Annotated in this window: 18 protein-coding genes and 3 tRNA genes; 6 read left to right on the forward strand and 15 right to left on the reverse strand. The window is 74.4% G+C overall.

Features of this window, described 5'->3' with window-relative positions; all coding sequences use genetic code 11:
* Positions 1 to 87: 87 nt before the first annotated feature.
* Positions 88 to 1,608 (reverse strand): amidohydrolase family protein, encoded by a 1,521-nt coding sequence (locus FHX36_RS21040; protein WP_183514319.1) that lies wholly within the window; start codon positions 1,606 to 1,608, stop codon positions 88 to 90.
* Positions 1,605 to 3,014 (reverse strand): serine hydrolase domain-containing protein, encoded by a 1,410-nt coding sequence (locus tag FHX36_RS21045; protein ID WP_110554260.1) that lies wholly within the window; start codon positions 3,012 to 3,014, stop codon positions 1,605 to 1,607. The genes FHX36_RS21040 and FHX36_RS21045 overlap by 4 nt, the downstream gene beginning before the upstream one ends.
* An 83-nt stretch (positions 3,015 to 3,097) precedes the next feature.
* Here FHX36_RS21045 and cofC point away from each other — a divergent pair, with 83 nt between their 5' ends.
* The 3 genes from cofC to FHX36_RS21060 are packed head-to-tail and all read left to right on the forward strand — an operon-like array spanning position 3,098 to position 6,775.
* Positions 3,098 to 3,748, forward strand: a complete 651-nt coding sequence (gene cofC, locus FHX36_RS21050) for a 2-phospho-L-lactate guanylyltransferase (RefSeq protein WP_183514321.1) — start codon at positions 3,098 to 3,100, stop codon at positions 3,746 to 3,748.
* 14 nt (positions 3,749 to 3,762) lie between these two features.
* The gene (locus FHX36_RS21055) at positions 3,763 to 5,823 is read left to right on the forward strand and encodes an RNA degradosome polyphosphate kinase (protein ID WP_110553747.1); all 2,061 of its coding nucleotides are present in this window, start codon (positions 3,763 to 3,765) and stop codon (positions 5,821 to 5,823) included.
* Positions 5,807 to 6,775, forward strand: coding sequence for an NUDIX hydrolase (locus FHX36_RS21060; RefSeq protein WP_110553745.1), 969 nt, complete (start codon positions 5,807 to 5,809; stop codon positions 6,773 to 6,775). Before FHX36_RS21055 ends, FHX36_RS21060 begins: the two co-directional genes overlap by 17 nt.
* Here the strand turns inward: FHX36_RS21060 and leuD are convergent.
* Positions 6,772 to 7,383, reverse strand: coding sequence for a 3-isopropylmalate dehydratase small subunit (gene leuD / locus FHX36_RS21065; RefSeq protein WP_110553748.1), 612 nt, complete (start codon positions 7,381 to 7,383; stop codon positions 6,772 to 6,774). The genes FHX36_RS21060 and leuD overlap by 4 nt on opposite strands.
* 5 nt (positions 7,384 to 7,388) lie before the next feature.
* Positions 7,389 to 8,813, reverse strand: a complete 1,425-nt coding sequence (gene leuC, locus FHX36_RS21070; protein ID WP_110553744.1) for a 3-isopropylmalate dehydratase large subunit — start codon at positions 8,811 to 8,813, stop codon at positions 7,389 to 7,391.
* Positions 8,814 to 8,876: 63 nt separating this feature from the next.
* Between leuC and FHX36_RS21075 the strand changes: the two genes are divergently transcribed.
* Complete coding sequence (locus FHX36_RS21075) at positions 8,877 to 9,578, forward strand: IclR family transcriptional regulator domain-containing protein (RefSeq protein ID WP_183514330.1); 702 nt, start codon at positions 8,877 to 8,879, stop codon at positions 9,576 to 9,578.
* A gap of 55 nt (positions 9,579 to 9,633) precedes the next feature.
* On the opposite strand, the gene FHX36_RS21080 is transcribed toward FHX36_RS21075, so the two are convergent.
* From FHX36_RS21080 to FHX36_RS21115, 8 genes are all read right to left on the reverse strand, one after another.
* Positions 9,634 to 9,972 carry a hypothetical protein gene (locus FHX36_RS21080; protein WP_181428992.1) on the reverse strand — a complete coding sequence of 113 codons (339 nt, stop codon included), beginning with the start codon at positions 9,970 to 9,972 and terminating at the stop codon, positions 9,634 to 9,636.
* Positions 9,973 to 10,001: 29 nt separating this feature from the next.
* Positions 10,002 to 11,699, reverse strand: coding sequence for a sodium:solute symporter family protein (locus tag FHX36_RS21085; protein ID WP_110550320.1), 1,698 nt, complete (start codon positions 11,697 to 11,699; stop codon positions 10,002 to 10,004).
* A 224-nt stretch (positions 11,700 to 11,923) separates the two neighbouring features.
* Positions 11,924 to 11,996 (reverse strand) — tRNA-Glu (locus FHX36_RS21090).
* Between the two features lie 116 nt (positions 11,997 to 12,112).
* Positions 12,113 to 12,185 (reverse strand) — tRNA-Glu (locus FHX36_RS21095).
* Between the two features lie 55 nt (positions 12,186 to 12,240).
* Positions 12,241 to 12,312: transfer RNA gene (locus FHX36_RS21100), tRNA-Gln, on the reverse strand.
* Positions 12,313 to 12,398: 86 nt separating this feature from the next.
* The gene (locus FHX36_RS21105) at positions 12,399 to 13,703 is read right to left on the reverse strand and encodes a CPBP family intramembrane glutamic endopeptidase (protein WP_146251486.1); all 1,305 of its coding nucleotides are present in this window, start codon (positions 13,701 to 13,703) and stop codon (positions 12,399 to 12,401) included.
* Positions 13,700 to 15,187 carry a glutamate--tRNA ligase gene (gene gltX / locus FHX36_RS21110; RefSeq protein WP_110550324.1) on the reverse strand — a complete coding sequence of 496 codons (1,488 nt, stop codon included), beginning with the start codon at positions 15,185 to 15,187 and terminating at the stop codon, positions 13,700 to 13,702. Before gltX ends, FHX36_RS21105 begins: the two co-directional genes overlap by 4 nt.
* The gene (locus FHX36_RS21115; protein ID WP_110550326.1) at positions 15,184 to 15,996 is read right to left on the reverse strand and encodes a fumarylacetoacetate hydrolase family protein; all 813 of its coding nucleotides are present in this window, start codon (positions 15,994 to 15,996) and stop codon (positions 15,184 to 15,186) included. Before FHX36_RS21115 ends, gltX begins: the two co-directional genes overlap by 4 nt.
* 81 nt (positions 15,997 to 16,077) lie before the next feature.
* Between FHX36_RS21115 and FHX36_RS21120 the strand changes: the two genes are divergently transcribed.
* Positions 16,078 to 16,476: a VOC family protein gene (locus tag FHX36_RS21120; protein WP_110550328.1), complete on the forward strand. Its 399-nt coding sequence runs from the start codon at positions 16,078 to 16,080 to the stop codon at positions 16,474 to 16,476.
* A gap of 10 nt (positions 16,477 to 16,486) precedes the next feature.
* Here the strand turns inward: FHX36_RS21120 and cimA are convergent, their stop codons facing one another.
* Positions 16,487 to 18,067 (reverse strand): citramalate synthase, encoded by a 1,581-nt coding sequence (gene cimA, locus FHX36_RS21125; protein WP_110550330.1) that lies wholly within the window; start codon positions 18,065 to 18,067, stop codon positions 16,487 to 16,489.
* 239 nt (positions 18,068 to 18,306) lie between these two features.
* Between cimA and FHX36_RS21130 the strand changes: the two genes are divergently transcribed.
* Positions 18,307 to 18,708 (forward strand): hypothetical protein, encoded by a 402-nt coding sequence (locus FHX36_RS21130; RefSeq protein WP_110550332.1) that lies wholly within the window; start codon positions 18,307 to 18,309, stop codon positions 18,706 to 18,708.
* A gap of 36 nt (positions 18,709 to 18,744) precedes the next feature.
* Here FHX36_RS21130 and FHX36_RS21135 read toward each other — a convergent pair whose 3' ends face one another.
* The gene (locus tag FHX36_RS21135; RefSeq protein WP_110550334.1) at positions 18,745 to 19,767 is read right to left on the reverse strand and encodes a 3-isopropylmalate dehydrogenase; all 1,023 of its coding nucleotides are present in this window, start codon (positions 19,765 to 19,767) and stop codon (positions 18,745 to 18,747) included.
* Positions 19,768 to 19,900: 133 nt separating this feature from the next.
* Positions 19,901 to 23,551 (reverse strand): S8 family serine peptidase, encoded by a 3,651-nt coding sequence (locus tag FHX36_RS21140; protein ID WP_183514332.1) that lies wholly within the window; start codon positions 23,549 to 23,551, stop codon positions 19,901 to 19,903.
* Between the last annotated feature and the right edge of the window lie 374 nt (positions 23,552 to 23,925).

Consider the following 23,925-nt stretch of genomic DNA (forward strand, 5'->3'; position numbering starts at 1 on the left):
GCAGGACGGCGCAGGGTGGCCCGGCTCATGATCGTGCCCCCCACCTCCTCCGGGGGCGCAAGCGCCCCTCGCCGGCCGGGGTGTCGGTCAGCCCAGCGCGGCCGCCCGGTGGGTCCACCGGCCGGCGACGAGCGTGCCCAGCACCTCGGTGGCGCGCAGCCCGTCGGCACCGTCGCGGGCCAGCACGACGGCGGGCGGCTCGGCCAGCACGACGAGGTCGGCCGGGTCGCCGACCCGCACCGAGCGCCGGCCGCCGCTCGCCGCGGCCAGCGCGACCTCGAGGTCCAGGTGCTGCTCGGGGTGCCAGGGCGAGCGGTCGTCCAGCGAGCGGTGGACGGCGCTGGCGATGCCGTCCCACGGGTCCAGCGCCGCGACCGGGGCGTCGGAACCCAGCACCACCTGCGCGCCGGCGTCGACCAGGGCGCGGTACGGGAAGGCCCGCCCGGTGACGCCGGCCCAGTGCTGGTCGGCGATGTCCCGGTCGTCGAGCGCGTGCCGCGGCTGGACGCTGGCCACCACCCCCAGCTCGGCGAACCGGGCCAGGTCCTCCTCGTGCACCTGCTGGGCGTGCTCGACCCGGCCGGTGCAGCCGGTGGCGGCGAAGGCGTCGAGCGCGATCGCCGTCGCCCGGTCGCCGATCGCGTGCACCGCGAGGTCCAGCCCGGCCGCCGCGCCGCGGCGGAGCAGCCGCTCGAGCTCGGGCAGCGGCGTGCGCAGCACCCCGTGGTCGCCGTCGCCCGGGTACGGCGCGCTGCACCAGGCGGTGCGGGTGCCCAGCGAGCCGTCGACGAAGAGCTTCAGCGGCCCCATCCGCAGCCGCTCGGCGGCGACCGGGTCGGCCACCCCGGGCAGCGGGTCGCCGCTGCGCAGCCCCGCGGCGACGGTCACCTCCAGCCGGTCGGCCCACACCGCGGTGCGCACCCGCAGCGCCGGCCCGCCCGGGCGAAGCGCCGCGCGGCGGGCCCAGGCGGCCACCAGGTCGCCGTACTCGAAGTCGACGACGGCGGTGACGCCGCGGGCCGCGGCGGCGTCGGTGGCCGCGAGCACCCAGCCGTCGAGGACCCCCTGCTCGACGGCAGCGGCCCGGGCCATGAGCTCCATCGCCTCCTGCTCGACGACCACCCCGGCCGGGTCGCTGAGCCCGAACCGCCGCACCGCCGCGCTGCTGCACCAGGCCGTGTGCAGGTCGGCGCTGACCAGCACGACCACCACGCCGGGGAGCAGGTCGTCGAGGAGCGCGGCGTCCGGCGGGGTGGCCCACAGCGCGTCCCGGAACCCGTGGCCGACCACCACCGCGCCGGGCTGCGCCCCGCCCGCCCGGACGGCCGCGGCGACGAGCGCGGCGGCCTCGGCGGCCGACCCGGCGCCCGAGACGTCGATCCGGCGCCGGGCGGCGGCCCACTGCTCCAGGTGGACGTGGGCGTCGGTGAGCCCGGGCAGCAGCACGGCGCCGGCCAGGTCGACGACCTCCAGCGGTCGCGGCAGCGCCGGGAGGCCGGGGGCACCGGCGGAGAGGTCGTCGGCGACGGCGTGCACCCGCCCGTCGACCAGCAGGACGTCGCGCACCGTGCGGCCCAGCCGGGCACGCCGCAGCAGCAGCGCGCTCACCGGGCGACCTGCGCGGCGCGGCCGGCGCGGAAGACCTCCAGCGGCCAGGCGGAGATGCCGCCGATCCGCACCCGGGCCACGGTGCCGTCGTCGGCCCACTCGTAGTCCACGGTCTCCCCCGGGCTGCCGAACCCCGGGACGGTCTCCAGCCGCAGGGTGTCCGGGTCGACCACGGTCAGCTCGGCGTGGTCCTCGGTGGGCTCGGCCGCCGCGGGGTGCAGCAGGACCAGCCGGCCGCCGAGCAGGGCCACGTCGGTCACGCCCCAGAGGTTGGCGAACCGGCCGGTGTACCGCTGCAGCTCCGCGGCGGGCGGGCGGTCCGCGTCCTCCGGCGCGGCCAGCGCCAGGTCGAGCAGGGCCACGAGCCCGCGGGCCAGCACGTCGGCCGGCCCGTCGACGGCGTTGGTGAGCACGCTGACCACGAGCCGGCCCTCTGGGTCGATCCAGGTGCGGGTGATGTGCCCCGGGTAGCCGCCGCTGTGCCCGACCAGCCGCCGCTCGCCGACGGTCCGCAGGTCCATCCCGAGCCCGTAGTACCGCGGGTCGCCGCCGTGCGCCCGGATCTCCGACTCCGGCCGGCGCATCAGCCGCTTGCTCGCCTCGGTCAGGAGCGTGGTGTCGCCGGTGAAGTGGGCGGCGCCGAAGGTGGTGAGGTCGCGGGCGGTGGAGAAGAAGCCGGTGGCCGCGGCCATCGCCCGGGTGTCGACGTGCGGGACGGTCAGCCGGGTGTCCTCGCCGTCCAGCAGGCCGGTGTGCCCGGCCGCGTGCTCGACGGCCCGGGCCGGGTCCCAGTCCGGGCCGGTGTCGGCCAGGCCGAGCCGGTCGACGACCGCGGCCTGCACGTGCGCGCCGTAGCCGGTGCCGGTGACCGCCTCGATCGCCAGCCCGAGCAGCGAGTAGCCGATGTTGGAGTACTTGAAGTGCTCGTTGCGCTCCAGCACCACGCCCTCGTCGACGGCGATGCCGGTCAGCCGCTGCTCGTCCGGGAAGGGCTGCAGCAGCTGCCAGTGGTCGTTGTCCCGGCCGTCCCGGACCACCCCGCCCTGGTGGCCCAGCAGCTCGCGGACGGTGACGTCGGCCAGCCCGGTGCCGGCCATCGCCGGCACGAGCGCGGCGATCGGGTCGTCCAGCCGCAGCCGGCCGGCCTCCACCAGCTGCAGGACGGCGGTGGCGGTGAAGGTCTTGGAGTGCGACGCGATCCGGAACAGGTGACCGGTGGTCAGCGGCGCACCGGTGCTCACGTCGGCGGCGCCGAGCGCGGTGTCCAGCACCACCCGGTCACCGACCCGCACCGCGGCCTGCACCCCGGGCACCCGCGACCGCCGGCGCTGGTGCTCCAGCCACGACTCCAGGTAGGGGGCCAGGTCGGCGGCCACCTCGGCCGTGCGTTCGGGGGTGGTGCTCATCGCCGGGTGCTCCTCGGGGCGGGGACGGTGCGGGGAGCAGACCACCACACCGGGCCGGCGACGTCGTGTGGTGGGCTGACCGGGTGCAGCGGTGGTCGGTCGTCGTCCCGGCGAAGCGGCTGGTCGCGGCCAAGACCCGGCTGACCCCGCTGACCGCCGCGCTGGGCGGGGCACCGCCGGCCGGCCACGGAGACCTGGTGCTGGCGCTGCTGGGCGACACCGTCGCCGCGGCGCTGCGCAGTCCGGCCGTGGGGCTGGTGCTGGTGGTCACCGACGAGCCGCGGGCCGCCGCCGTGGTCACCGCGCTGGGCGCGGAGACGGTCGGCGACGAGCCCGACAGCGGGCTGAACGCAGCCCTCGCGCACGGCGCCGAGCAGGCGCGGCTGCGGGCCGCGGGCCCGGTCGCCGCCCTCTCCTCCGATCTCCCGGCGCTGCGCCCCGAGGAGCTCACCGAGGCGCTCACCGCCGCCGCGGCGCTGCCCCGCGCGTTCGTCGCCGACGCCGCCGGCACCGGGACGACGCTGCTCGCCGTCCGCGACGGCGAGCTGGAGCCGCGCTTCGGCGCCGGGTCGGCCGCCGCGCACGCCGCCGGCGGGGCGGTGCCGCTCGACGGTGGCTGGCCCGGGCTGCGCCAGGACGTCGACACGCCCGCTGACCTGCACGCCGCCTGCTGGATCGGCGTGGGCGACCGAACCTCCGGATTCCTGGAGGCCACCTCCTGGACACCTCCGTGAGGCAGGATCGACCCGTGCCCGCCGCCTCTTCCCCGCTGCCCGCCGACCGGTTCCTCAACCGGGAGCTCTCCTGGCTGGACTTCAACACCCGCGTGCTGGAGCTGGCCGAGGACGACGCCCTCCCGCTGCTGGAGCGGGTCAAGTTCCTCTCCATCTTCGCCAGCAACCTCGACGAGTTCTTCATGGTGCGGATCGCCGGCCTCAAGCGCCGGCAGAGCACCGGCCTGACCGTCCGCTCCCCCGACGGCCTGACCATCCGCGAGCAGCTGGCCCGGGTGACCGAGCGCACCCAGGACCTGGTCCACCGGCACGCCAGCGTGTTCGAGAAGGACGTCGTCCCGCGCCTGGAGGAGCAGGGCATCCGGATCGTGCACTGGGACGACCTCGGCGACGCCGACGCGATGCGGCTGCGCGAGTACTTCCGCGACCAGGTGTTCCCGGTGCTCACCCCGCTGGCCGTCGACCCGGCCCACCCGTTCCCCTACATCAGCGGGCTGTCGCTCAACCTCGCCGTCTCGGTGCGCGACCCGGAGACCGGTGCGCCGCGCTTCGCCCGGCTCAAGGTGCCCAACAACGTGCCGCGGTTCATCCCGGTCGGCCCGGTCACCGAGCAGGCGGTGTTCCTCCCCCTCGAGGACCTCATCGCCGCGCACCTGTCCTCGCTGTTCCCCGGCCTCGACGTGATCGACCACCACCTGTTCCGGGTCACCCGCAACGCCGACCTGGAGGTGGAGGAGGACCGCGACGAGGACCTGCTGCAGGCCCTCGAGCGGGAGCTGGCCCGCCGCCGGTTCGGCCCGGCGGTGCGGCTCGAGGTCACCGAGACGATGGACCCGCAGATCCTCGACGTCCTGGTGCACGAGCTGGAGATCAGCCCGGCCGACGTCGTCTCGGTGCCCGGCCTGCTCGACCTGGGCTCGCTGATGGCGCTCTACGACCTGGACCGCCCCGAGCTCAAGGACGAGCCCTTCGTGCCGGCCACCCACCCGCGGCTGAGCGAGGGCGAGACGCCCAAGAGCGTCTTCGCCACGCTGCGCGAGGGCGACGTGCTGGTGCACCACCCCTACGACTCCTTCGCCACCAGCGTGCAGCGCTTCATCGAGCAGGCCGCGGCCGACCCGAACGTGCTGGCGATCAAGCAGACGCTGTACCGCACCTCCGGCGACTCCCCGATCGTCTCGGCGCTGATCGAGGCCGCCCAGGCCGGCAAGCAGGTGGTCGTCCTGGTGGAGATCAAGGCCCGCTTCGACGAGGAGGCCAACATCAGCTGGGCCCGCTCGCTGGAGCGCGCCGGCTGCCACGTCGTCTACGGCCTGGTCGGGCTGAAGACGCACTGCAAGACCGCGCTGGTGGTGCGGATGGAGAACGGCGTGATCCGCCGCTACTGCCACATCGGCACCGGCAACTACAACCCCAAGACCGCCCGGATCTACGAGGACGTCGGCATCCTCACCGCCGACCCGCGGGTCGGCGCCGACCTCACCGACCTGTTCAACACCCTCACCGGCTACTCGCGGCAGACCACCTACCGCTCGCTGATGGTGGCCCCGCACGGCATCCGCACCGGGCTGGTGGAGAAGATCCGGCGGGAGGCGCGGCACGCCGCCGAGGGCAAGCCGTCCGGCATCCTGATCAAGGTCAACTCGCTGGTCGACGAGCAGATCATCGACGCGCTCTACGAGGCCTCCCGGGCCGGCGTCCCGGTCGAGCTGCTGATCCGCGGCATCTGCACGCTGCGCCCCGGCGTGCCCGGGCTCAGCGAGACCATCCACGCCCGCTCGATCGTCGGCCGCTTCCTCGAGCACTCCCGGGTGATGAACTTCGCCAACGCCGGCTCCCCCGAGTGGTGGCTGGGCAGCTCCGACCTGATGCACCGCAACCTGGACCGCCGGGTCGAGGTGCTGCTGCGGGTCAACGACCCGGCCGCGCAGCGGCAGCTGCAGCGGGTGTTCGACGCCGCGATGGCCCCCGACGTGCGCAGCTGGCAGCTGGCCGGCGACGGCACCTGGACCCGCACCGGCGAGCGCAACTCGCAGGCCGAGCTGCTCGCCATGCGCGGTGAGAACGCTGGCTGAGGAGCCGGCGCTCATCCCGGCCGCCGGCGGCGTCCTCTGGCGCACCGGCCCCGGCGGCGTGCTGGAGACGGCCGTCGTGCACCGGCCGAAGTACGACGACTGGTCGCTGCCCAAGGGCAAGCTCGACGCCGGCGAGCACCCGCTGGTCGCCGCCGTCCGCGAGGTCCGCGAGGAGACCGGGCTGCAGGTGGCCGTGGGCCGGCGCAGCGTGCAGACCCGCTACGCCCACCGCAGTGGCCCCAAGCGGGTCGACTACTGGGTGATGCAGGCCGTCGGCGGCGACTTCGTGCCCAACGACGAGGTCGACGTGCTCCGCTGGCTGCCGGTGCCCGCGGCGACGGCGCTGGTCAGCCACGACCACGACCGCGCGGTGCTGGCCGACCTGGCCCGCACCGACGTCCCGCTGATGCCGCGGGTGCTGCTGGTGCGGCACGCCTCGGCCGGGCAGCGGGGCAGCTTCGACGGCCCGGACGAGCAGCGGCCGCTGGACCGGCGGGGCCGCGCGCAGTCCGCCGTCCTCACCGAGGTGCTGCCGGCCTTCGCCCCGGCGCGGCTGCTCAGCGCGCCCCCGGTGCGCTGCCTGGAGACCCTCGCCCCGCTGGCCGACGCGCTCGGCCTGCCGGTCGGCGAGGTTCCCGAGCTCGGCGAGGCCGGCTTCGACGCCGACCCCCAGGCGGGCCTGGCCACCGTCCAGCGGCTGCTGGCCGGTGACGCCGGCCCCGGCCTCACGGTCGTCTGCAGCCAGGGCGGGGCGATCCCGTCGGTGCTGCTGGCCCTCGGGGTGCGCTGGCACGGCACCGCCGGGGCGCTGTGGCCGCCGGCGGCGAAGGGCAGCGTCTGGGCGGTCGGCGGCAGCGCCGGCGCGCTGTCGGCCGACTACTACCGCGACTTCTCCGCCGACCCGGCGGCGCCGGCCGGTTCCCCGGCCCGCACCGCCGCCGGCCGCCGCTAGCTCGGCTGGGGCAGCGCGGGCAGCGCCCTGGGCTTCCAGGCCGGGCGCTGGGCCTCGAAGGCGGTGATGTCGTCGAGGTGCCGCTCGGTGAGCCCGACGTCGTCCAGGCCCTCGAGCAGCCGCCACCGGGTGTAGGGGTCGATCTGGAACGGGACGCTCGTCGTGCCGTAGGTGACCTGCTCGGCCTGCAGGTCGACGGTCACCGGCAGCGCCGGGTCGGCCTCTACGGCCGCCCACAGCGCCTCGACGTCGGCCTCGGGCAGGACGACGGTGAGCAGGCCGGCCTTGGTCGAGTTGTTGCGGAAGATGTCGGCGAACCGGGGGCTGATGACCACCCGGAAGCCGCCGTCCAGCAGCGCCCAGTTGGCGTGCTCGCGCGAGGAGCCGGTGCCGAAGTCCGGGCCGGCGACCAGGATCGAGGCGCCGGCGTACTGCGGCTGGTTGAGCACGAAGTCGGGCTCGTTCGTCCGCCAGGCCACGAACAGCCCGTCCTCGAAGCCGGTGCGGGTGATCCGCTTGAGGTACTCGGCCGGGATGATCTGGTCGGTGTCGACGTTGCTGCGCCGCAGCGGGGCGGCGGTGCCGGTGTGCGTGGTGAAGGCGTCCATCGTCGTCACACTCCTGCCGGGATCGGGGCGTCGGCCAGGTCGGCCGGGGCGGTGAGCTTGCCGGTCAGCGCGGTCGCCGCGGCGACGGCCGGGGAGACCAGGTGGGTGCGCCCGCCCTTGCCCTGGCGGCCCTGGAAGTTGCGGTTGCTGGTGGAGGCCGAGCGCTCCCCCGGCTTGAGCTGGTCGGGGTTCATGCCCAGGCACATCGAGCAGCCGGCGCCGCGCCACTCGGCCCCGGCGTCGAGGAACACCCGGTCCAGGCCCTCGGCCTCGGCCTGCTGCTTCACCGCGACCGACCCCGGGACGACGAGCATCCGGGTGCTCGCGTCGACGTGCTTGCCCTTCAGCAGCGCGGCGGCGACCCGCAGGTCCTCGATCCGGCCGTTGGTGCAGGAGCCGAGGAAGACGGTGTCGACCTCGATCTCGCGCAGCGGGGTGCCGGCGGTCAGGCCCATGTAGGCCAGCGCGGACTCCGCGGCGTGCCGCTCGTTCTCGTCGGCGATCTGCGCCGGGTCGGGCACGCTGCCACCGATCGGCAGGCCCTGGCCCGGGTTGGTACCCCAGGTGACGTAGGGGGTCAGCGACGCCGCGTCGATGCGCACCTCGCGGTCGAAGACGGCGTCCGGGTCGGTGCGCAGCGTCGACCACTCGGCGACGGCGGCGTCCCAGTCGGCGCCCTGCGGGGCGTGCGGGCGGCCCTGCAGGAAGTCGAAGGTGGTCTGGTCGGGGGCGATGAGCCCGGCGCGGGCACCGGCCTCGATCGACATGTTGCAGATGGTCATCCGGGCCTCCATCGACAGCCCCTCGATGGCGCTGCCGCGGTACTCGATGACGTGGCCCTGGCCGCCGCCGGTGCCGATCTGGGCGATGACGGCGAGGATGACGTCCTTGGCCGAGACGCCCGGGGGCAGCTCGCCGTCGACGGTGACCGCCATCTGCTTGGCCGGGTACTGCGGCAGCGTCTGGGTGGCCAGCACGTGCTCGACCTCGCTGGTGCCGATCCCGAAGGCCAGCGCACCGAACGCACCGTGGGTGGAGGTGTGGCTGTCGCCGCAGACGATGGTCATGCCGGGCTGGGTGAGCCCCAGCTGCGGGCCGATGACGTGCACGATGCCCTGGTCGCGGTCGCCCATCGGGGCCAGCCGGATGCCGAACTCGGCGGCGTTGCGGCGCAGCGCGTCGACCTGCGCCCGGCTGACCGGGTCGGCGATCGGGCTGAGGATGTCCAGCGTCGGGACGTTGTGGTCCTCGGTGGCCATCGTCAGGTCGGGCCGGCGCACCGTGCGCCCGGCGGCCCGCAGCCCGTCGAAGGCCTGCGGGCTGGTCACCTCGTGGACGAGGTGGAGGTCGATGTAGAGGAGGTCGGGTTCCCCGGCCGTCCGCCGGACGACGTGCTGCTCGTACACCTTCTGCGCCAGGGTCTGGCCCACGGGATCTCCTCGTTGCTCCGCACGCTCTGTACATCTCATACAGTGAGATGAGAGTATTGCTACGTGGGACAGCCTAACCCTGTTGCGGTTCTGGACAAAGCGGTGGCGATCCTCCGCGCGGTGGCCGACGAACCGGCCAGCCTCGCCGAGCTGGTCGTGCGCACCGAACTGCCCCGCGCCACCGCGCACCGGCTGGCCACGGCGCTGGAGGCGCACCGCCTGCTGCGCCGCACGTCGGCCGGCACCTGGGCCCCCGGGCCGGCGCTGGCCGAGCTGGGCCGCGGTGGCGCCGACCTGTCCGAGCTGGCCGGCCGGCACCTCACCGCGCTGCGCGACGCCACCGGGGAGAGCGCGCAGTTCTACGTGCGCGACGGCGGCAGCCGGGTCTGCATCGCCGCCGCCGAGCGCTCCTCCGGGCTGCGCGACACCGTCCCGGTGGGCGCCCGGCTGCCGCTGACCGCCGGGTCGGCGGCGCACGCGCTGCTGGCCTTCGCGCCCGCCGAGGAGGTGACGCAGCTGCTGCCGTCGGCCAGCTTCACCGCCCGCACGCTGCTCGACGTCCGCCGCCGGGGCTGGGCGCACAGCGTCGCCGAGCGCGAGGCCGGGGTCGCGTCGCTGTCCGCCCCGGTGCGCGACGGCGCCGGCGGGGTGCTCGGCGCGGTCTCCATCTCCGGCCCGGTCGAGCGGCTGGGCCGCCGGCCCAGCCCCGAGGTGGTCAGCGCGGTGCTCGAGGCCGCGGTCGCCATCTCCCGCGCCGCCCGTTGACGACGGCGGCCCCGCACCCGGGAGGGTGCGGGGCCGCCGTCGGGCAGGTCCTCGGTCAGTGCGGGGTGGCGTCCGAGCCGTCGCTCGTGCCCTCGCCCTTCTCCTTCTCCAGGGCCACCGGGTCGACGACGACCGGGCGCAGCTTGAGCCAGATCGCGAAGAACAGGGCCACGGCGATCATCACGATCCCCGACCACAGGTTCGCGTTCCAGTCGCCGGTCTTGGCCTTGTCCTCGGCGCTGTTGGCGAACAGCCCCATCAGGGTCAGCACGATCCCGTACAGGCCGATCAGCCCCGCGATCACGGTGCGGACGTCGTAGGCGCCCGCGGTGTGCTTCCGGGCCTCCGCCGGCGCCTGCCCCGCGTCGTCGTGGGCATTCGATGCAGTGCTCATGTCCAGCTCCTCTCAGCAGCCGGCGGACGTCAGCGGAAGATGACGTTGAGGACGATGACCATGACCAGCGAGATGCCGGCCAGCTTGGTGGGCGACTGGTACCAGGGCAGCCGGTGCGCCTCGGGGTCGGTGCGCTGCTCCTTGGGCGTCTCCGAGTAGACCAGCCCGGCGAGCTCGTGCACCGGCTTGGGCGCGGTCACCTTGCTGACCACCACGCTCACCAGGATGTCGACGACGAACGCGGCACCGGCGGCGACGAAGCTCGCACCCTGGCCGCTGAGCCCGATGACCCCGAGGGACGCCGAGCCGAAGGAGTCCTCGCTCAGGAAGGCGACGGCGACGGCGGCCAGGGTGCCGGACACCAGGCCGGTCCAGCCGGCCGTCGGGGTCATCTTCTTCCAGAACATGCCCAGGATGAACGTGGCGAACAGCGGGGCGTTGAAGAAGCCGAACAGCGTCTGCAGGTAGTCCATCAGGTTGCTGTAGCCCGAGGCGATGATCGCGGTGAAGATGGCGAGCACCGTCGCGCCGACCGTGGCCAGCCGGCCCACCAGGAGGTAGTAGCCGTCGGGCCGGTCCTTCTTCACGTACTGCTGCCACAGGTCGTAGCTGAAGACGGTGTTGAAGGCGGAGATGTTCGCCGCCATGCCGGCCATGAACGCGGCCAGCAGCCCGGCGATGGCCACCCCGAGCAGCCCGTTCGGCAGCACCTCCTCCATCAGCATCAGGATGGAGTTGTTGTAGTCGACCTCGCCCCCGGTGGCCTTGGCCTCGCTGATCTCCGGGATGAGGACCGCGGCGATCATGCCCGGGACGATGACGATGAACGGGATGAACATCTTCGGGAACGACCCGATGATCGGGGTGCTCCGCGCCGCGGACATCGACTTGGTCGCCATCGCGCGCTGGACCTCGACGAAGTTCGTCGTCCAGTAGCCGAAGGAGAGCACGAACCCGAGGCCGAAGACGATGCCGATGACCGACAGCACCGGGTTGTCGATCGCGGACAGGCCCGTACCGGGCCACGACCGCAGCTGCTCGTCGCCTCCGGTCGACTCGCGCACCCGGTCGACCAGGCCGCCGACGCCGCCGACGCGGTGCAGACCGATCAGCGTGAGCGGCAGCAGGGCGGCGACGATGACGAAGAACTGCAGGACCTCGTTGTAGATGGCCGCCGACAGGCCGCCCAGCGTGATGTAGCTGAGCACGATCGCCGCGGCCACGAGCAGCCCCAGCCACAGCGGCCAGCCCAGCAGCGCGTTCACGACCGTGGCCAGCAGGTAGAGGTTGATGCCGGCGATCAGCAGCTGGGCCAGCGCGAAGCTCAGCGCGTTCACCAGGTGGGCCCCGGTGCCGAAGCGGCGGCGCATGAACTCCGGCACGCTGCGCACCTTGGAGCCGTAGTAGAAGGGCATCATCACGATGCCCAGGAACAGCATCGCCGGGACGGCGCCGATCCAGAAGTAGTGGAACGTGGCCATGCCGAACTGGGCGCCGTTGGCCGACATGCCGATGATCTCGACCGCACCGAGGTTGGCCGAGATGAAGGCGAGGCCGGTGACCCAGGCCGGCAGCGAGCGGCCGGACAGGAAGAAGTCGAGGCTGTCGCTGACCCGGCGGCGGGCCGCCAGGCCGATCAGCAGGACGACGGCGAAGTAGGCGATGACGAGCCCGTAGTCGACGGCGTTGGCGTCGAGGCGCAGGGTGTCGTCCGCGGCGAGGACCACCGGGTTTCCCTCCAGGTTCCAGAGATCGGGCCACCTGTCGGTTCCGAGCGGGTGGCCCCTGCCTGCAGTCAGGGCGGGGCACGGTGGTGCGGCGCGATGATCAGCTACGGGAAGCTAACACCGCGCTGGCCGGGCCACATTTCGGTGGTCACCGCAACGGGTGACGTGCGGTGACCGAGAACACGAGAGCCCCCGACCCGGTGGGTCGGGGGCTCTGCCACGGGTAGCCCCGAAGGGATTCGAACCCTCGCTACCGCCGTGAGAGGGCGGCGTCCTGGGCCGCTAGACGACGGGGCCGTGCACCTGCGCCACGATTCTGGCACGAGCCGGCGGACGCCGTGCGGAGGGGTCGGCGGCGGGCCCGGAGACGACGAGAGCCCCCGACCCGGGTGGGTCGGGGGCTCTGCCAGGTGTAGCCCCGAAGGGATTCGAACCCTCGCTACCGCCGTGAGAGGGCGGCGTCCTGGGCCGCTAGACGACGGGGCCAGGTACTGCTGGTGGTGCGGTCGTGCGGTGGTGCTGAGGAGGTGGTGCTTCCTCGCTGGGGTACCAGGACTCGAACCTAGACTAACGGAACCAGAAACCGTCGGGCTGCCAATTACCCCATACCCCAAGGGTCTTCCAGCACCTTGCGGCGCCGGGAGAGAACTCTACCCGATGCTCTGCGAGGGGTCGCGCGGGGGTCCGTCCCCCCGCGCGTCACCCCCAGGGACCGCGCGGCGGAGGGGCCCAGCCGGGCGGTCCGCCGGGCGCCGGGGGCAGGCCCCCGGGGGAGCCAGGTGGAGCCCCGAACGGCTGCTGGGTCCCGAACGGCGGCGCCCCGAACGGCGGCGTCGTCCCGGGGTACGCGGGTGCGAGCCGCCCGCGCAGGTCCAGCGCCGGGCTGAGCAGCTCCGGCCGCACCGCGGCCCGGGCCCGGTGCACCCAGACGACGAAGGCGACCATGCCGAGCATGCCCAGCAGGCTGGTGCCCCAGCCCACGGCCCCGACCGGCTCGGCGGCGGCTGCCCGGTCACCGAGCGAGCCGGCGAGCAGGAAGATCACCACGTTGTTCACCGCGTGCAGCGCGATCGAGGCCTCCAGCCCGCCGGTCAGCCAGGCCACCGCCGACAGCGCCAGGCCGATCACGAAGCGGTAGAGGAAGGTCTGGAAGTCGCCCGGCCCGTGCGCCAGCGAGAACAGCGTGGCGGTGACGAGCGCCGCGACCAGCGCCCCCGCGCGCGGGCGGCCGATCCAGCCGGCGATGCTCTGGGTGAGGTAGCCGCGGAAGACGTACTCCTCGGCCGCGGACTGCAGCGGCGTGGTGGTGAGCACCACCAGCAGCATCCAGGGGAACGAGGACGCCGGTCCGGTGACGTCGGCGCCGGTGGCGGCCACCGCGATCAGCAGGCCCAGCGCGACCGCCACGCCCAGCGTCGCCAGCGCCCGCCAGGTCCAGGGCAGGAACAGCCGCCAGCGCAACCGGCCGAACACCGAGGACGACCAGCCGATCCGCAGCCCGTGCGGCACCGCCCAGCACAGCCACACCACCGGGATGGCCACGATCAGCGAGATGTTGCTGATCAGCAGGAAGGCGACGTCGGTGAGGTCGACCTGGGCGAGGTCGGGCACCACCCCGGTGACCAGGAAGCCCAGCCCGAGCACCAGCGTGCTGACCCCGTAGACGACGCCGAAGAGCACCACGCCGAGCACCGGGCGCCACCAGGCCCAGTCCCGGGTCCGCATCAGCAGCTCGAAGGGCTGGGGGGTGTCGTGCGGGGGCGCGCCGGGCGGGGTGACCGGGCGGGGCGGCCGGCCCGGCGGCGGCCCCGGGTACGGCCGGCCGGGCACCGGCCCGTGGAGCTGGCCGGGGCCCGGCCCGTGGGGCTGCCCGTACTGCGGCGGAGCAGCGACACCGAACGGCACCCGGGGCGGCGAGCCGTAGCGGCCGGTCGGCGGTGGGCCGCCGTACGGCTGCTCGGGTGGGACGCCGTACGGGGCACCGCCCCAGCCCCCGGCGGTCATCCCGTCGCTGCCCCGCGGGCCGCGGCGAGCCGGCGGAGCGTGCGCTCGCGGCCGAGCAGCTCCATCGACTCGTACAGCGGCGGGGAGACCGTGCGGCCGCTGACCGCGACCCGCACCGGCCCGAACGCCTGGCGCGGCTTGCGCCCGAGCCCCTCCACGAGGGCCTCCTTGAGCGCGGTCTCGATCGCCGGTGTCGACCACTCCGGCAGCGCCTGCAGGGCCGACGTCGCCGCGTCCAGCACCTCGCCGGCCCCGGCGCCCAGCTGCTTGTCCGCGGCCGCCGGCTCGATCTCGACGTCCTCGGTGAACAGGAAGCCGAGCAGCCCGACGGCGTCGGACAGCACGATCATCCGCTCCTGCGCCAGCGGGGCGATCGCCTCGAGCGTGGCCGCCTGCTCGGCGGTCGGCGGGTCGGTCACCAGCCCGGCCGCGGCCAGGTACGGCACGACCCGGGTGGTGAAGTCCTCGACCGGCAGCGCCCGCAGGTGGGTGGCGTTGATCGCCTCGGCCTTCTTCAGGTCGAAGCGGGCCGGGTTGGCGCTGACGCTGTCGACGTCGAAGGCGGCGGCCATCTCCTCGGGTGAGAAGACGTCCCGGTCCTCGGCGATCGACCAGCCCAGCAGCGCGAGGTAGTTGACCAGCCCCTCCGGCAGGAAGCCGCGGTCCCGGTAGACGTCGAAGTTCGACTGCGGGTCGCGCTTGGACAGCTTCTTGTTGCCCTCCCCCATCACCAGGGGCAGGTGGCCGAACCGCGGTGTGCCGGCGGCCACCCCGATGTCGGTCAGCGCCGCGTACAGCGCCAGCTGCCGGGGGGTGGAGGGCAGCAGGTCCTCGCCGCGCAGCACGTCGGTGATGCCCATCAGGGCGTCGTCGACGGGGTTCACCAGGGTGTACAGCGGCGTCCCGTTGCCGCGGACGAGCACGAAGTCCGGCACCGCCCCGGCGGCGAACCGGACCTCCCCGCGCACGTGGTCGACCCAGGTCAGGTCGGAGTCGGGCATCCGGAGCCGGACCACCGGCTCCCGGCCCTCGGCCAGGAACGCGGCCCGCTGCGCGTCGGTCGTGGTCCGGTCGGCGTTGTCGTAGCCGAGCTTGGGGTCCTGGCCGGCGGCCAGCCGGCGGGCGGTGACCTCCTCCGGCGTGGAGAACGACTCGTAGGCGTGCCCGGAGCCCAGCAGCCGCGCCACGACGTCGCGGTAGACCTCGCTGCGCTCGGACTGCCGGTACGGGCCGTGCGGGCCGCCGACCTCCGGTCCCTCGTCCCAGTTCAGGCCCAGCCAGCGCAGGCAGTCGAGCAGGTGCCGCTCGGACTCCAGGGTGTTGCGGGCCGGGTCGGTGTCCTCGATCCGGACGACGAACTGGCCGCCGGTGTGCCGGGCGTAGGCCCAGTTGTAGAGCGCCGCCCGCATGACGCCGACGTGCACGGTGCCGGTCGGCGACGGGCAGAAGCGGGTGCGGACGGTGCCCGGCTCCGGAGCGCTCATCGGGCGGCGCCCGCGGTGGAGGTCGGGTCGGCGCCGGCCACGGAGCTGGTCAGCGTGCCGAGGCCCTCGATCGTGCACTCGACGCGCTGGCCGGGGGCGATCGGGCCCACGCCGGAGGGGGTGCCGGTGAGCACCACGTCGCCGGGCAGCAGGGTCATCACCTGCGAGATGTGGGAGATCAGGGTGGGCAGGCCGAACAGCAGCTGGCTGGTCCGGCCGGACTGGCGGAGCTCGCCGTCCACGCTGCAGGTGATCTCCAGGTCGGCCGGGTCCTTGCCCAGCCCGGCCAGGTCGGTCTCGATCCACGGGCCCAGCGGGCAGAAGGAGTCGAAGCCCTTGGCGCGGGTCCACTGCCCGTCGCTGCGCTGCATGTCCCGCTCGGTGACGTCGTTGCCGATGGTGTAGCCGAAGACGCTGGCCAGCGCCTGCTCCGGGCTGACCTGCCGGGCGCCGCGCGCGCCGATGACCACGGCCAGCTCGACCTCGTGGTGCACGTTGGTGCTGCCGGCCGGGATGCGGATGGCGTCGCCCGGGCCGATCACCGAGGTGGAGGGCTTGAGGAAGATCAGCGGCTCCTTCGGCGCCTCCCCGGTGTTCATCTCCTGCACGTGGTCGGCGTAGTTCTTGCCGACGCAGACCACCTTGCTGGGGAGGATCGGCGAGAGCAGCCGGACGTCGGCGGCGGCGAACCGCTGGCCGGTGAAGGAGATCTGACCGAAGGGGTGGCCGTCGATCTGGGCGACCTGGCCGTCCCCGTCGAGGACCCCGAAGGACATGCCGGCTGGGTGGGCGAAGCGGACGATGCGCACGTCGCCAGGCTAGACGGGCCGGACCGGTGCACGGGTCGGACGGGGTGTCGGGGCTGCGCGGGGTCGCTACCGTCGCAGCCCATGGCCAGCCGGATCACCGAACTCGTCCTGGACTGCCGCGACGCCGTCGCGCTCGCCGCCTGGTGGGCGGAGGTGCTCGGCTACGAGGTGCTGGGCACCGAGGACGACGGCGCGGTGGAGATCGGTCCGCCCGGGCAGGAGCCGAAGGGCGTCGTCCCCACGATCGTCTTCGCGCCGGTCGCCGAGCCCACCCCCGGCAAGCTGCGGCTGCACCTGGACCTCAACGCCACCGACCGGTCGCAGGCTCAGGAGCTGGAGCGGCTGCTCGGCCTGGGCGCCACCCCGGTCGACGTGGGGCAGGGCCCGCTCAGCGGCACGATGACCTGGCACGTGCTCGCCGACCCGGAGGGCAACGAGTTCTGCCTGCTGGCCAGCACCGTGGCGCCGCTGCCGGGCTGACCCCGGCGGGTCAGCGGTGCCGCACCGCGTAGGTCATCGCGTCGACCAGCGCGTGCCAGGAGGCCTCGACGATGTTGTCGTGCACCCCGACCGTGGTCCACTCCCCCGCTCCGTCGGTGCTGTCGACGAGCACCCGGGTGGTGGCGCTGGTGCCGCCCTTCCAGCCCAGGATGCGCACCTTGTAGTCGGCCAGCGAGACGCCGGCCAGCTGCGGGTACCGGCCGACGAGCGCCTGGCGCAGGGCGTTGTCCAGCGCGTTGACCGGGCCGTTGCCCTCGCCGGTGCTGATGATCCGCTCGCCGTCGACGTGCACCTTGACGGTGGCCTCGCTGACCACGACGCCGTTGCCCCAGTGCTCCACCGAGGTGCGGTAGCTCTCCAGCTCGAACAGCGGCTGGGGGGCGCCGGGCAGCTCGGCGCGCAGCAGCAGCTCGAACGAGGCGTCGGCCGCCTCGAACGACCAGCCGTCGGCCTCGAGCACCTTCACCTGGTCGACCACCCGGCCGATGGCGTCGGCCTGGCCGGCCAGGTCCACCCCCAGCTCCCGGCCCTTGAGCTCGATCGAGGCGCGGCCGGCCATCTCGGTGACCAGGATGCGCATGTCGTTGCCGACGACCTCCGGGTCGAGGTGGTTGTACAGCTGCGGGCGCACCTTGATGGCGCTGGCGTGCAGCCCGGCCTTGTGCGCGAAGGCCGACGCCCCGACGAAGGGCTGGTGGTCGTCGGGGGCGATGTTGGCCAGCTCGGCGATGGCGTGGCTGACCCGCTTGAGCTCGGGGAGGCACTCCGCGGGCACCACCGGCAGCCCCATCTTGGTGACCAGGTTGCCGATCAGCGCGAAGGTGTCGGCGTTGCCGGCCCGCTCGCCGTAGCCGTTGGCGGTGCCCTGCACGTGGGTCACGCCCGCCTCCACCGCGGCGAGGGTGTTGGCGACCGCGCAGCCGGTGTCGTCCTGGCAGTGGATGCCCAGCTTCCCGGTGGTCCGCGCCCGGACGTCGGCGACCACCCGGCCCACGCCCATCGGCAGCATCCCGCCGTTGGTGTCGCACAGCACGCCCACCTCGGCGCCGGCGGCGAACGCGGTCTGCAGCACCTGGACGCCGTAGTCGGGGTCGGCGGCGTGGCCGTCGAAGAAGTGCTCGCAGTCGAGGAAGACCCGCCGTCCGTGACCGACCAGGTACGCGACCGTGTCGGCGACCATCGCCAGGTTCTCCTCCAGCGTGGTGCGCAGCGCCTCGCGCACGTGCCGGACGTCGGACTTCGCGACCAGGCACACCACCGGGGTCTGCGCGTCCAGCAGCGCCTGCACCTGCGGGTCCTCGGCCACCGCCACCCCCGCCTTGCGGGTCGCGCCGAACGCCACCAGCTGGGCGTGCCGCAGCTGCAGCTCGGTGCGGGCCCGGGCGAAGAACTCGGTGTCCTTGGGCAGCGCACCGGGCCAGCCGCCCTCGATGAAGCCGACCCCGATCTCGTCGAGCAGCCGCGCGACGGCCAGCTTGTCGGCGACGGAGTAGCTCACACCCTCGCGCTGGGCGCCGTCGCGCAGCGTGGTGTCGAAGACGTGGAAGTCGGCGGTGGTCTCGGTGGCCACGGGTCCTCCCGGGGAGTCGATTCTGGGCCCGGACACGAAAAAACCTCCCGGGGTACGGGAGGTTGCGCGCAGTCGGGGAGGTGGCTGCGCGCTAGCTGATGATGATCGTGCGGGTGGCGTCCATCACCGCTAGTCAAGCACAGCGCAGCCGCCGCGCGGGAGACCACCGCCGCGGGAAACCAGGTGACCGGGCTGCTCCCGGCGGTGCACCATCCGGGCCGACCGAGAGAGGAGGCCCGGTGACCACCAGCTGGGAGGTCGTCCACCGCACGGACGACGGCGAGCGCGTCGGGTACCTCGCGCCCGCGGCGGACGGCGTCGACCTCGTCGTCCCGATGACGCTGGCCGGCACCCCGGCCGGCGGGCCGCTGCCGGCGGACGAGGCGACCGCGCTGCTCACCGCCACCGGGCTGGCGCTGCTGGCCCGGCGCTGGTGGTGCCGGCTGCCCAGCCCGCTCCCCCGCGGCGTGACCGACGCCCGGCAGCCGGACGACGGGTGGTCGTGGCAGCCCACCCTGCTGGTCGAGGTCTCCCCGCACGAGCTGCGGGTGCGCCCCGAGTGGCCGGCCCCCGAGGAGACCGGCGCCCTGGCGGTGCTCCCCGTCCCGGCCGGCCGCCTGCTGCGCAGCGCGCCCCCGTGAGCTCGCGGTCGGCCCGTCCTGCGGACGGGCCGGCCGTCATCCGCCGGAGAGCGCCGCGAGGCGGTCGCCGACCTCGGCGGTGCGGATGGTGGCCTTCGGGTCGCGGGTGGAGAGGTCGAAGGCGACCGCGGCGTTGACCCGCTTGGCCAGCTCCGGGCGGCCGAGGTGCTCCAGCAGCAGCCCGACCGACAGCACGGTCGCGGTGGGGTCGGCGATGCCCTGCCCGGCGATGTCGGGCGCGGAGCCGTGCACCGGCTCGAACATGCTCGGGTTGGTGCCCGAGACGTCGAGGTTGCCGCTGGCGGCCAGCCCGATGCCACCGGTGACCGCGGCGGCCACGTCGGTGACGATGTCGCCGAAGAGGTTGTCGGTGACGATCACGTCGTAGCGGGCCGGGTCGGTGATGAAGAACATCGCCGCGGCGTCGACGTGCTGGTAGGCGACGGTGACCTCGGGGAACTCGGCCGAGACCTCCTCCACCGTCCGCGACCACAGCGAGCCGGCGAAGGTGAGCACGTTGGTCTTGTGGATCAGCGTGAGGTGCTTGCGGGGCCGGGCGACGGCCCGCTCGAACGCGTACCGCACCACCCGCTCCACCCCGAAGGCGGTGTTCAGGCTGACCTCGGTGGCGATCTCGTGCGGGGTGTCCCGGCGCAGCACGCCGCCGTTGCCGACGTAGGGGCCCTCGGTGCCCTCGCGCACGCAGAGCATGTCGATCTCGCCCGGGGCGGCCAGCGGGCTGCGCACGCCGTCGAAGAGCTTGGCCGGGCGGAGGTTGACGTGGTGGTCGAGCTCGAAGCGCAGCTTGAGCAGCAGGCCGCGCTCGAGGATGCCGCTGGGCACGCCGGGGTCGCCGACCGCGCCGAGCAGGATCGCGTCGTGCTGGCGCAGCTCGTCGAGCACCGAGTCCGGCAGCAGCTCACCGGTGCGGTGCCAGCGCGCCGCCCCCAGGTCGTAGGGGGTGCTCTCGATGTCCGGGGCGACCGCGCCGAGGACCTTCAGGCCCTCCGCCACGACCTCGGGACCGATGCCGTCTCCAGGGACCACTGCCAGGCGCATGAGGCCAGAGGTTAGTGGGCGGGGGGTGCCCGGCCTGCACCCGCACACGCCGGACGCCCTCCGCGGGTGCTGCTCGCGGAGGGCGTCCGGGTGGTGCGGCCCCCTCAGGGGGCGGTGCGGTGGTGCGTCCCGGTCAGCCGGCCGGGGTGGTGCCCGGTGCGGTGGTGCCCGGTGCCGCGGTGGCCGACGGCGTCCCGGGCGGGCTGCTCGCCGGGGCGCTGGGGGCCTCGGCCGGAGCCGGCGTCCCCGTCGGTGCGGCGCTGGTCGCCGGCGGCTCGCCCACACCTGCCGCCGGCTGGTCGCCGACCGGTGACGGCGGGGCGGACGTGCCGCTCGGCGTCCCGGTCGGCGTGCCGGCCGGCGTGCTGGTCGCGGCGGCCGACGGGACCGGCGCACCGGCGACCGGCACCGACTGCGCCCGCCCGGTGGCGCTGTCGTTCTGGTGCAGGACCACCAGCGCGCCCTTCTCCCCGCCGACCGCGGTGTCCGCGGCGTAGGCCGCCGGGTCCTGGGTGACGGTGATGGTGGTGCCGCCGTCCGCCGGGACCAGGAGGGCCGGCTCGCCCGCCAGGTCGAAGCTCAGGCCCGGCGCCGCCGGGTCGAAGCTCATCCGCTGCGCCGCGAGCTCCGGGGAGCCCGCGACCGTGGTCGTGCCGACGTCGTCGACCGTGCCGTACGCGCTGACCGCCTGGACGCCGAAGCCGATCCGGCCGGTCACCAGCGGCATCACCGACAGCGGCGCGGCCAGCACCTGGACGTCGGAGTAGAACGCGTTGGTGTCGACCGTCCCGTCGGCCACGTTCAGGAACCCGACGTAGGGGTCACCGGCCGGCAGGAGGGTGAACTCCCGGTCGGTGACGACGACCAGCGGCGCGTCGAAGTCCGCCACCCGGGTGGTGGTCACCTGGTAGTCCCAGGCGCCGTCACCGGTGGCGTCGATGAACACCCCGTAGTTGACGGCGGTCTCCGGGGAGGTGGACCGGCCGTGGGCCGACACCCCGAAGTACAGACCGCCCGCACCGTCGGAGGCGACCCCGACGCGGGCCAGGTCGACCGAGCGCTCCAGCTCCGACTTGTAGCAGGTCGGGGCCGGCGTGGAGGTGCACCGCGGCAGCTGCGGGCTGGTGCCCAGCTGCTCGAACGCCGACACCAGCGAGGTGTAGGACGTCGGCTCGAACGCCGGGCCGTTGGCGATGCCCTCGCCGGCGAGGGTGATCGCCGAGCCGTCCGCGGCGGCCGACGCGGTCAGCGTGGAGGCCGGCTTGGGGTTGGCGTGCACCGGCACCCGCAGGGTCGGCGCCTTGGACAGCACCGGGCGGAGCACGACCCGGCCGCTGGCCTCGCCGAGGAACTGCCGGCCCTCGTTCTCACCGTCGACGACCACCGTCGGGTCCGGCGTCTTGCGGAGCTGGTCCTGGGTGGCGGTCAGGGTGACCGTCACGTTCCGGCTCTGGCCGGGCAGCAGGACCAGCAGCGGCTGGCTGACCGTGTACCGCACGCCCGGCTGGCTGACCACCGCGTCGTAGCGGACCGTGTAGACCGCGATCCGCCGGCTGGTGTTCTGGACCTTGATGGTCTTGGTCTCGCGGACCTTCTCCGCGGCGACCTCGACCACGCCGAAGGACGCCGAGACGCCCCCCGACCCCGGCTCGGCGTAGGCGAGCACCTGGTTGCGCAGCGCCGCCTCGGCGTCGATGCGCCCGGCGCCGACCCGGTTGGGGCCGTAGACCTCGCCGGTCTGGCCCTGCTCGGTGTGCACGTCGTGGCCGGCGGTGTTCATCAGGTCGGCCTTGACCTGCTCGGTCGACCACTCCGGGTGCGCCGCGCGGATGAGCGCGGTGACGCCGGCGGTGGTCGGCGCCGCCATCGACGTCCCGGACTCGCTGACCCCCCGGCTGCCGGTGCCGACGGCCGCGGAGTACAGCGTGACCCCGGGAGCGGCGACGTCGGGCTTGACGCCGTTCTCCTGGCGGACGCCCCGGGAGCTGAACGAGGCGATCAGGTCGACCTGCTCGGGCGCCTCGAACACCGCGGCGTCCTTGAGGCTGGGCCCGAAGGTGACCGTGACGGTCTGACCGCCGGCGACGGCGCCCCGCAGGGCCGCCCCGTCGGTCGCGGTGACCAGGATGCCGGGGATCTGCGCGACGCCGGTGATCCCGGTCTCGAGCAGGTCGTCGTCCGCGATGATCATGAAACCGACCGCGCCGGCGTTGACCGCGTTGGTGCCCTTGGCGACCGACCCGCAGGCGAAGCCGTCGGCCTCGATCAGCAGGATGCGACCGGTGGCGTAGCCGGCCGGCAGCGGGGCGCACGCGTCCTCGTTGCCCGCCGGGGTGTTCACCAGCGCGCCGGTGACGTCGGGCTTGACGCTGCCGTCCGCGGCCCGGTCGCTGTAGGCGACCGACCGGAGCCCCGGGCGGGTGCCGTCGACCAGGCCGGCCGGGGAGGTGACCTGCCAGCCGTCGAAGACGCCGAAGCCGTCGTTGGTGGCCGCGACCCCGATGGCCCGCGGCGCGTTGCCCGGCGACCCGCCGATGTCGTAGCTGTCACCGGCGTTGCCGGCCGAGGCGACGGCGAGGACGCCCATCTTCATGGCCCGGTCCAGGGCGAGGGCGTCGGCGTCGTCGGCCAGGCCGTAGTCCGAGCCGAGGGACAGGTTGATGACGTCGAGGTGGTCCTTGGGGCTGCCGTCGCCGTTGGGGTCCAGCGCCCACTCGATCGCCTGCACGGTGACGTCGGTGGAGCCCTCGCAGCCGAACACCTTCAGCGCGTACAGCTCGGCCTCCGGGGCCATGCCCGGGCCGATCGACAGCGACCGCGGGTCCAGCCCCCGGTCGTAGCCGCCGGTGTAGGTGCTGCCGTCGGCGTTGACGCCGTAGCCGGCTGCGGTGCCCGCCACGTGGGTGCCGTGGCCGTTGCAGTCCAGCGGGTTGTCGTCCGGCCGGGCGACCGGGTCGTAGGCCGGGCTGGCCGGGTCGGCGTTGTAGGCGTCGCCGACGAAGTCCCGCCCGCCGAGCACCTTGGCGCTGGGGTAGACGCCCGCGGGGGCAGGTGCCGCCTCGGCGGCCTGCAGGGCGTCGAACTCGGCGACGCTCCCGCTGCCACCGAAGTCGGCGTGGGTGTAGTCGATGCCGGTGTCGATGATCCCGATCGAGACGCCCCGGCCGGTGTTGCCGAGGTCCTCCCAGGCCTGCACCGCCTCCACGACCGTGGCCGCGCCCGCGTTGCTGACCTCCTTGGGGCTGATCGGGTGGACGGCGGTGACGCCGGCCAGCTGGGTGAGCTGCTCGTAGTCGGCGGCGTCGGCGCGCACGGCGACACCGGGGAGCACGGTGCTGGTCTCGTAGAGGACCGCGGCCTCCGGCACGGCGGCCGGCAGCTGGTCGATCACCTGACCGGCCGCGGCCTCCACCTCGCCCTTGGCGGCGCTGGCCGCCGCGTCGGCAGCGGCCTCACCGGCCGGCAGCGCGTCCGCGTAGGCCTCCGAGCTGGCCTGCGGGGCCACCTCGATGAAGAACGACGTCGGGCCGCTCTCCGGCAGCCCGGCCGGTCGCTGCCCCTCGGAGCGGTCGGCGAGCTGGGTCTGCACCTGCTCCAGCTGCTCGCCGGTGAGCTCGGCCTGCGCCTGCCCGGTGGCCTGCCCGTCCAGCGGGCCGCCGGGGGCGGCACCGGCGACGCCGGCACCTGCCGCCGCGATCAGGGCCGTCGCTGCTGCGACGACCCCCGTCCGGACGGCGAGCCCTCGTCGCCCCGTCCGGGTCGTCCTCGATGTGGTCGGTCCCACGTGCACCCCTGTCAGCGATTTCGTGCGGGAGGCTCGCCCGGCCGCGGGGTGCCCCCACACCCACCGCCACGCCCGGTTTGGCAACGGAGCGTGTCCACTCGGTTGCCAATTGCGAGTCACGGTGAACGGTCGTCGTTGCTGCGACCAACGGCCAATAGGCCGTTCGGAGCAGTGCCGAGCGCCGTTCGGCGCAGTTGGCCCCGCTGTGCGGTCGCTGTGCCCCCGGTGCTGCGTCCAGCCCCGCCGACGCGCGCAGCCCGCGGCAGGTGGCCCAGTCCCGGTGGCGCGGATGCCACGGTGCTGCGCTGTTCAACCACCCGGGCGGCCGTCCAGCCCGTGGACGCGACGAGGCCGCGCCGTCCAGGGGACGGCGC

It is taken from the genome of Modestobacter versicolor, from assembly GCF_014195485.1.
GTDB classification, from domain to species: domain Bacteria; phylum Actinomycetota; class Actinomycetes; order Mycobacteriales; family Geodermatophilaceae; genus Modestobacter; species Modestobacter versicolor.

Excerpts from the sequence above, each read along its gene's own strand:
- FHX36_RS21045 (WP_110554260.1), bottom strand. The coding sequence starts at position 3,014 with ATGAGCACCACCCCCGAACGCACGGCCGAGGTGGCCGCCGACCTGGCC.
- leuD (WP_110553748.1), bottom strand. The coding sequence starts at position 7,383 with ATGGACGCCTTCACCACGCACACCGGCACCGCCGCCCCGCTGCGGCGC.
- FHX36_RS21080 (WP_181428992.1), bottom strand. The coding sequence starts at position 9,972 with ATGAGCACTGCATCGAATGCCCACGACGACGCGGGGCAGGCGCCGGCG.
- FHX36_RS21105 (WP_146251486.1), bottom strand. The coding sequence starts at position 13,703 with ATGACCGCCGGGGGCTGGGGCGGTGCCCCGTACGGCGTCCCACCCGAG.
- gltX (WP_110550324.1), bottom strand. The coding sequence starts at position 15,187 with ATGAGCGCTCCGGAGCCGGGCACCGTCCGCACCCGCTTCTGCCCGTCG.
- FHX36_RS21120 (WP_110550328.1), top strand. The coding sequence starts at position 16,078 with ATGGCCAGCCGGATCACCGAACTCGTCCTGGACTGCCGCGACGCCGTC.
- FHX36_RS21135 (WP_110550334.1), bottom strand. The coding sequence starts at position 19,767 with ATGCGCCTGGCAGTGGTCCCTGGAGACGGCATCGGTCCCGAGGTCGTG.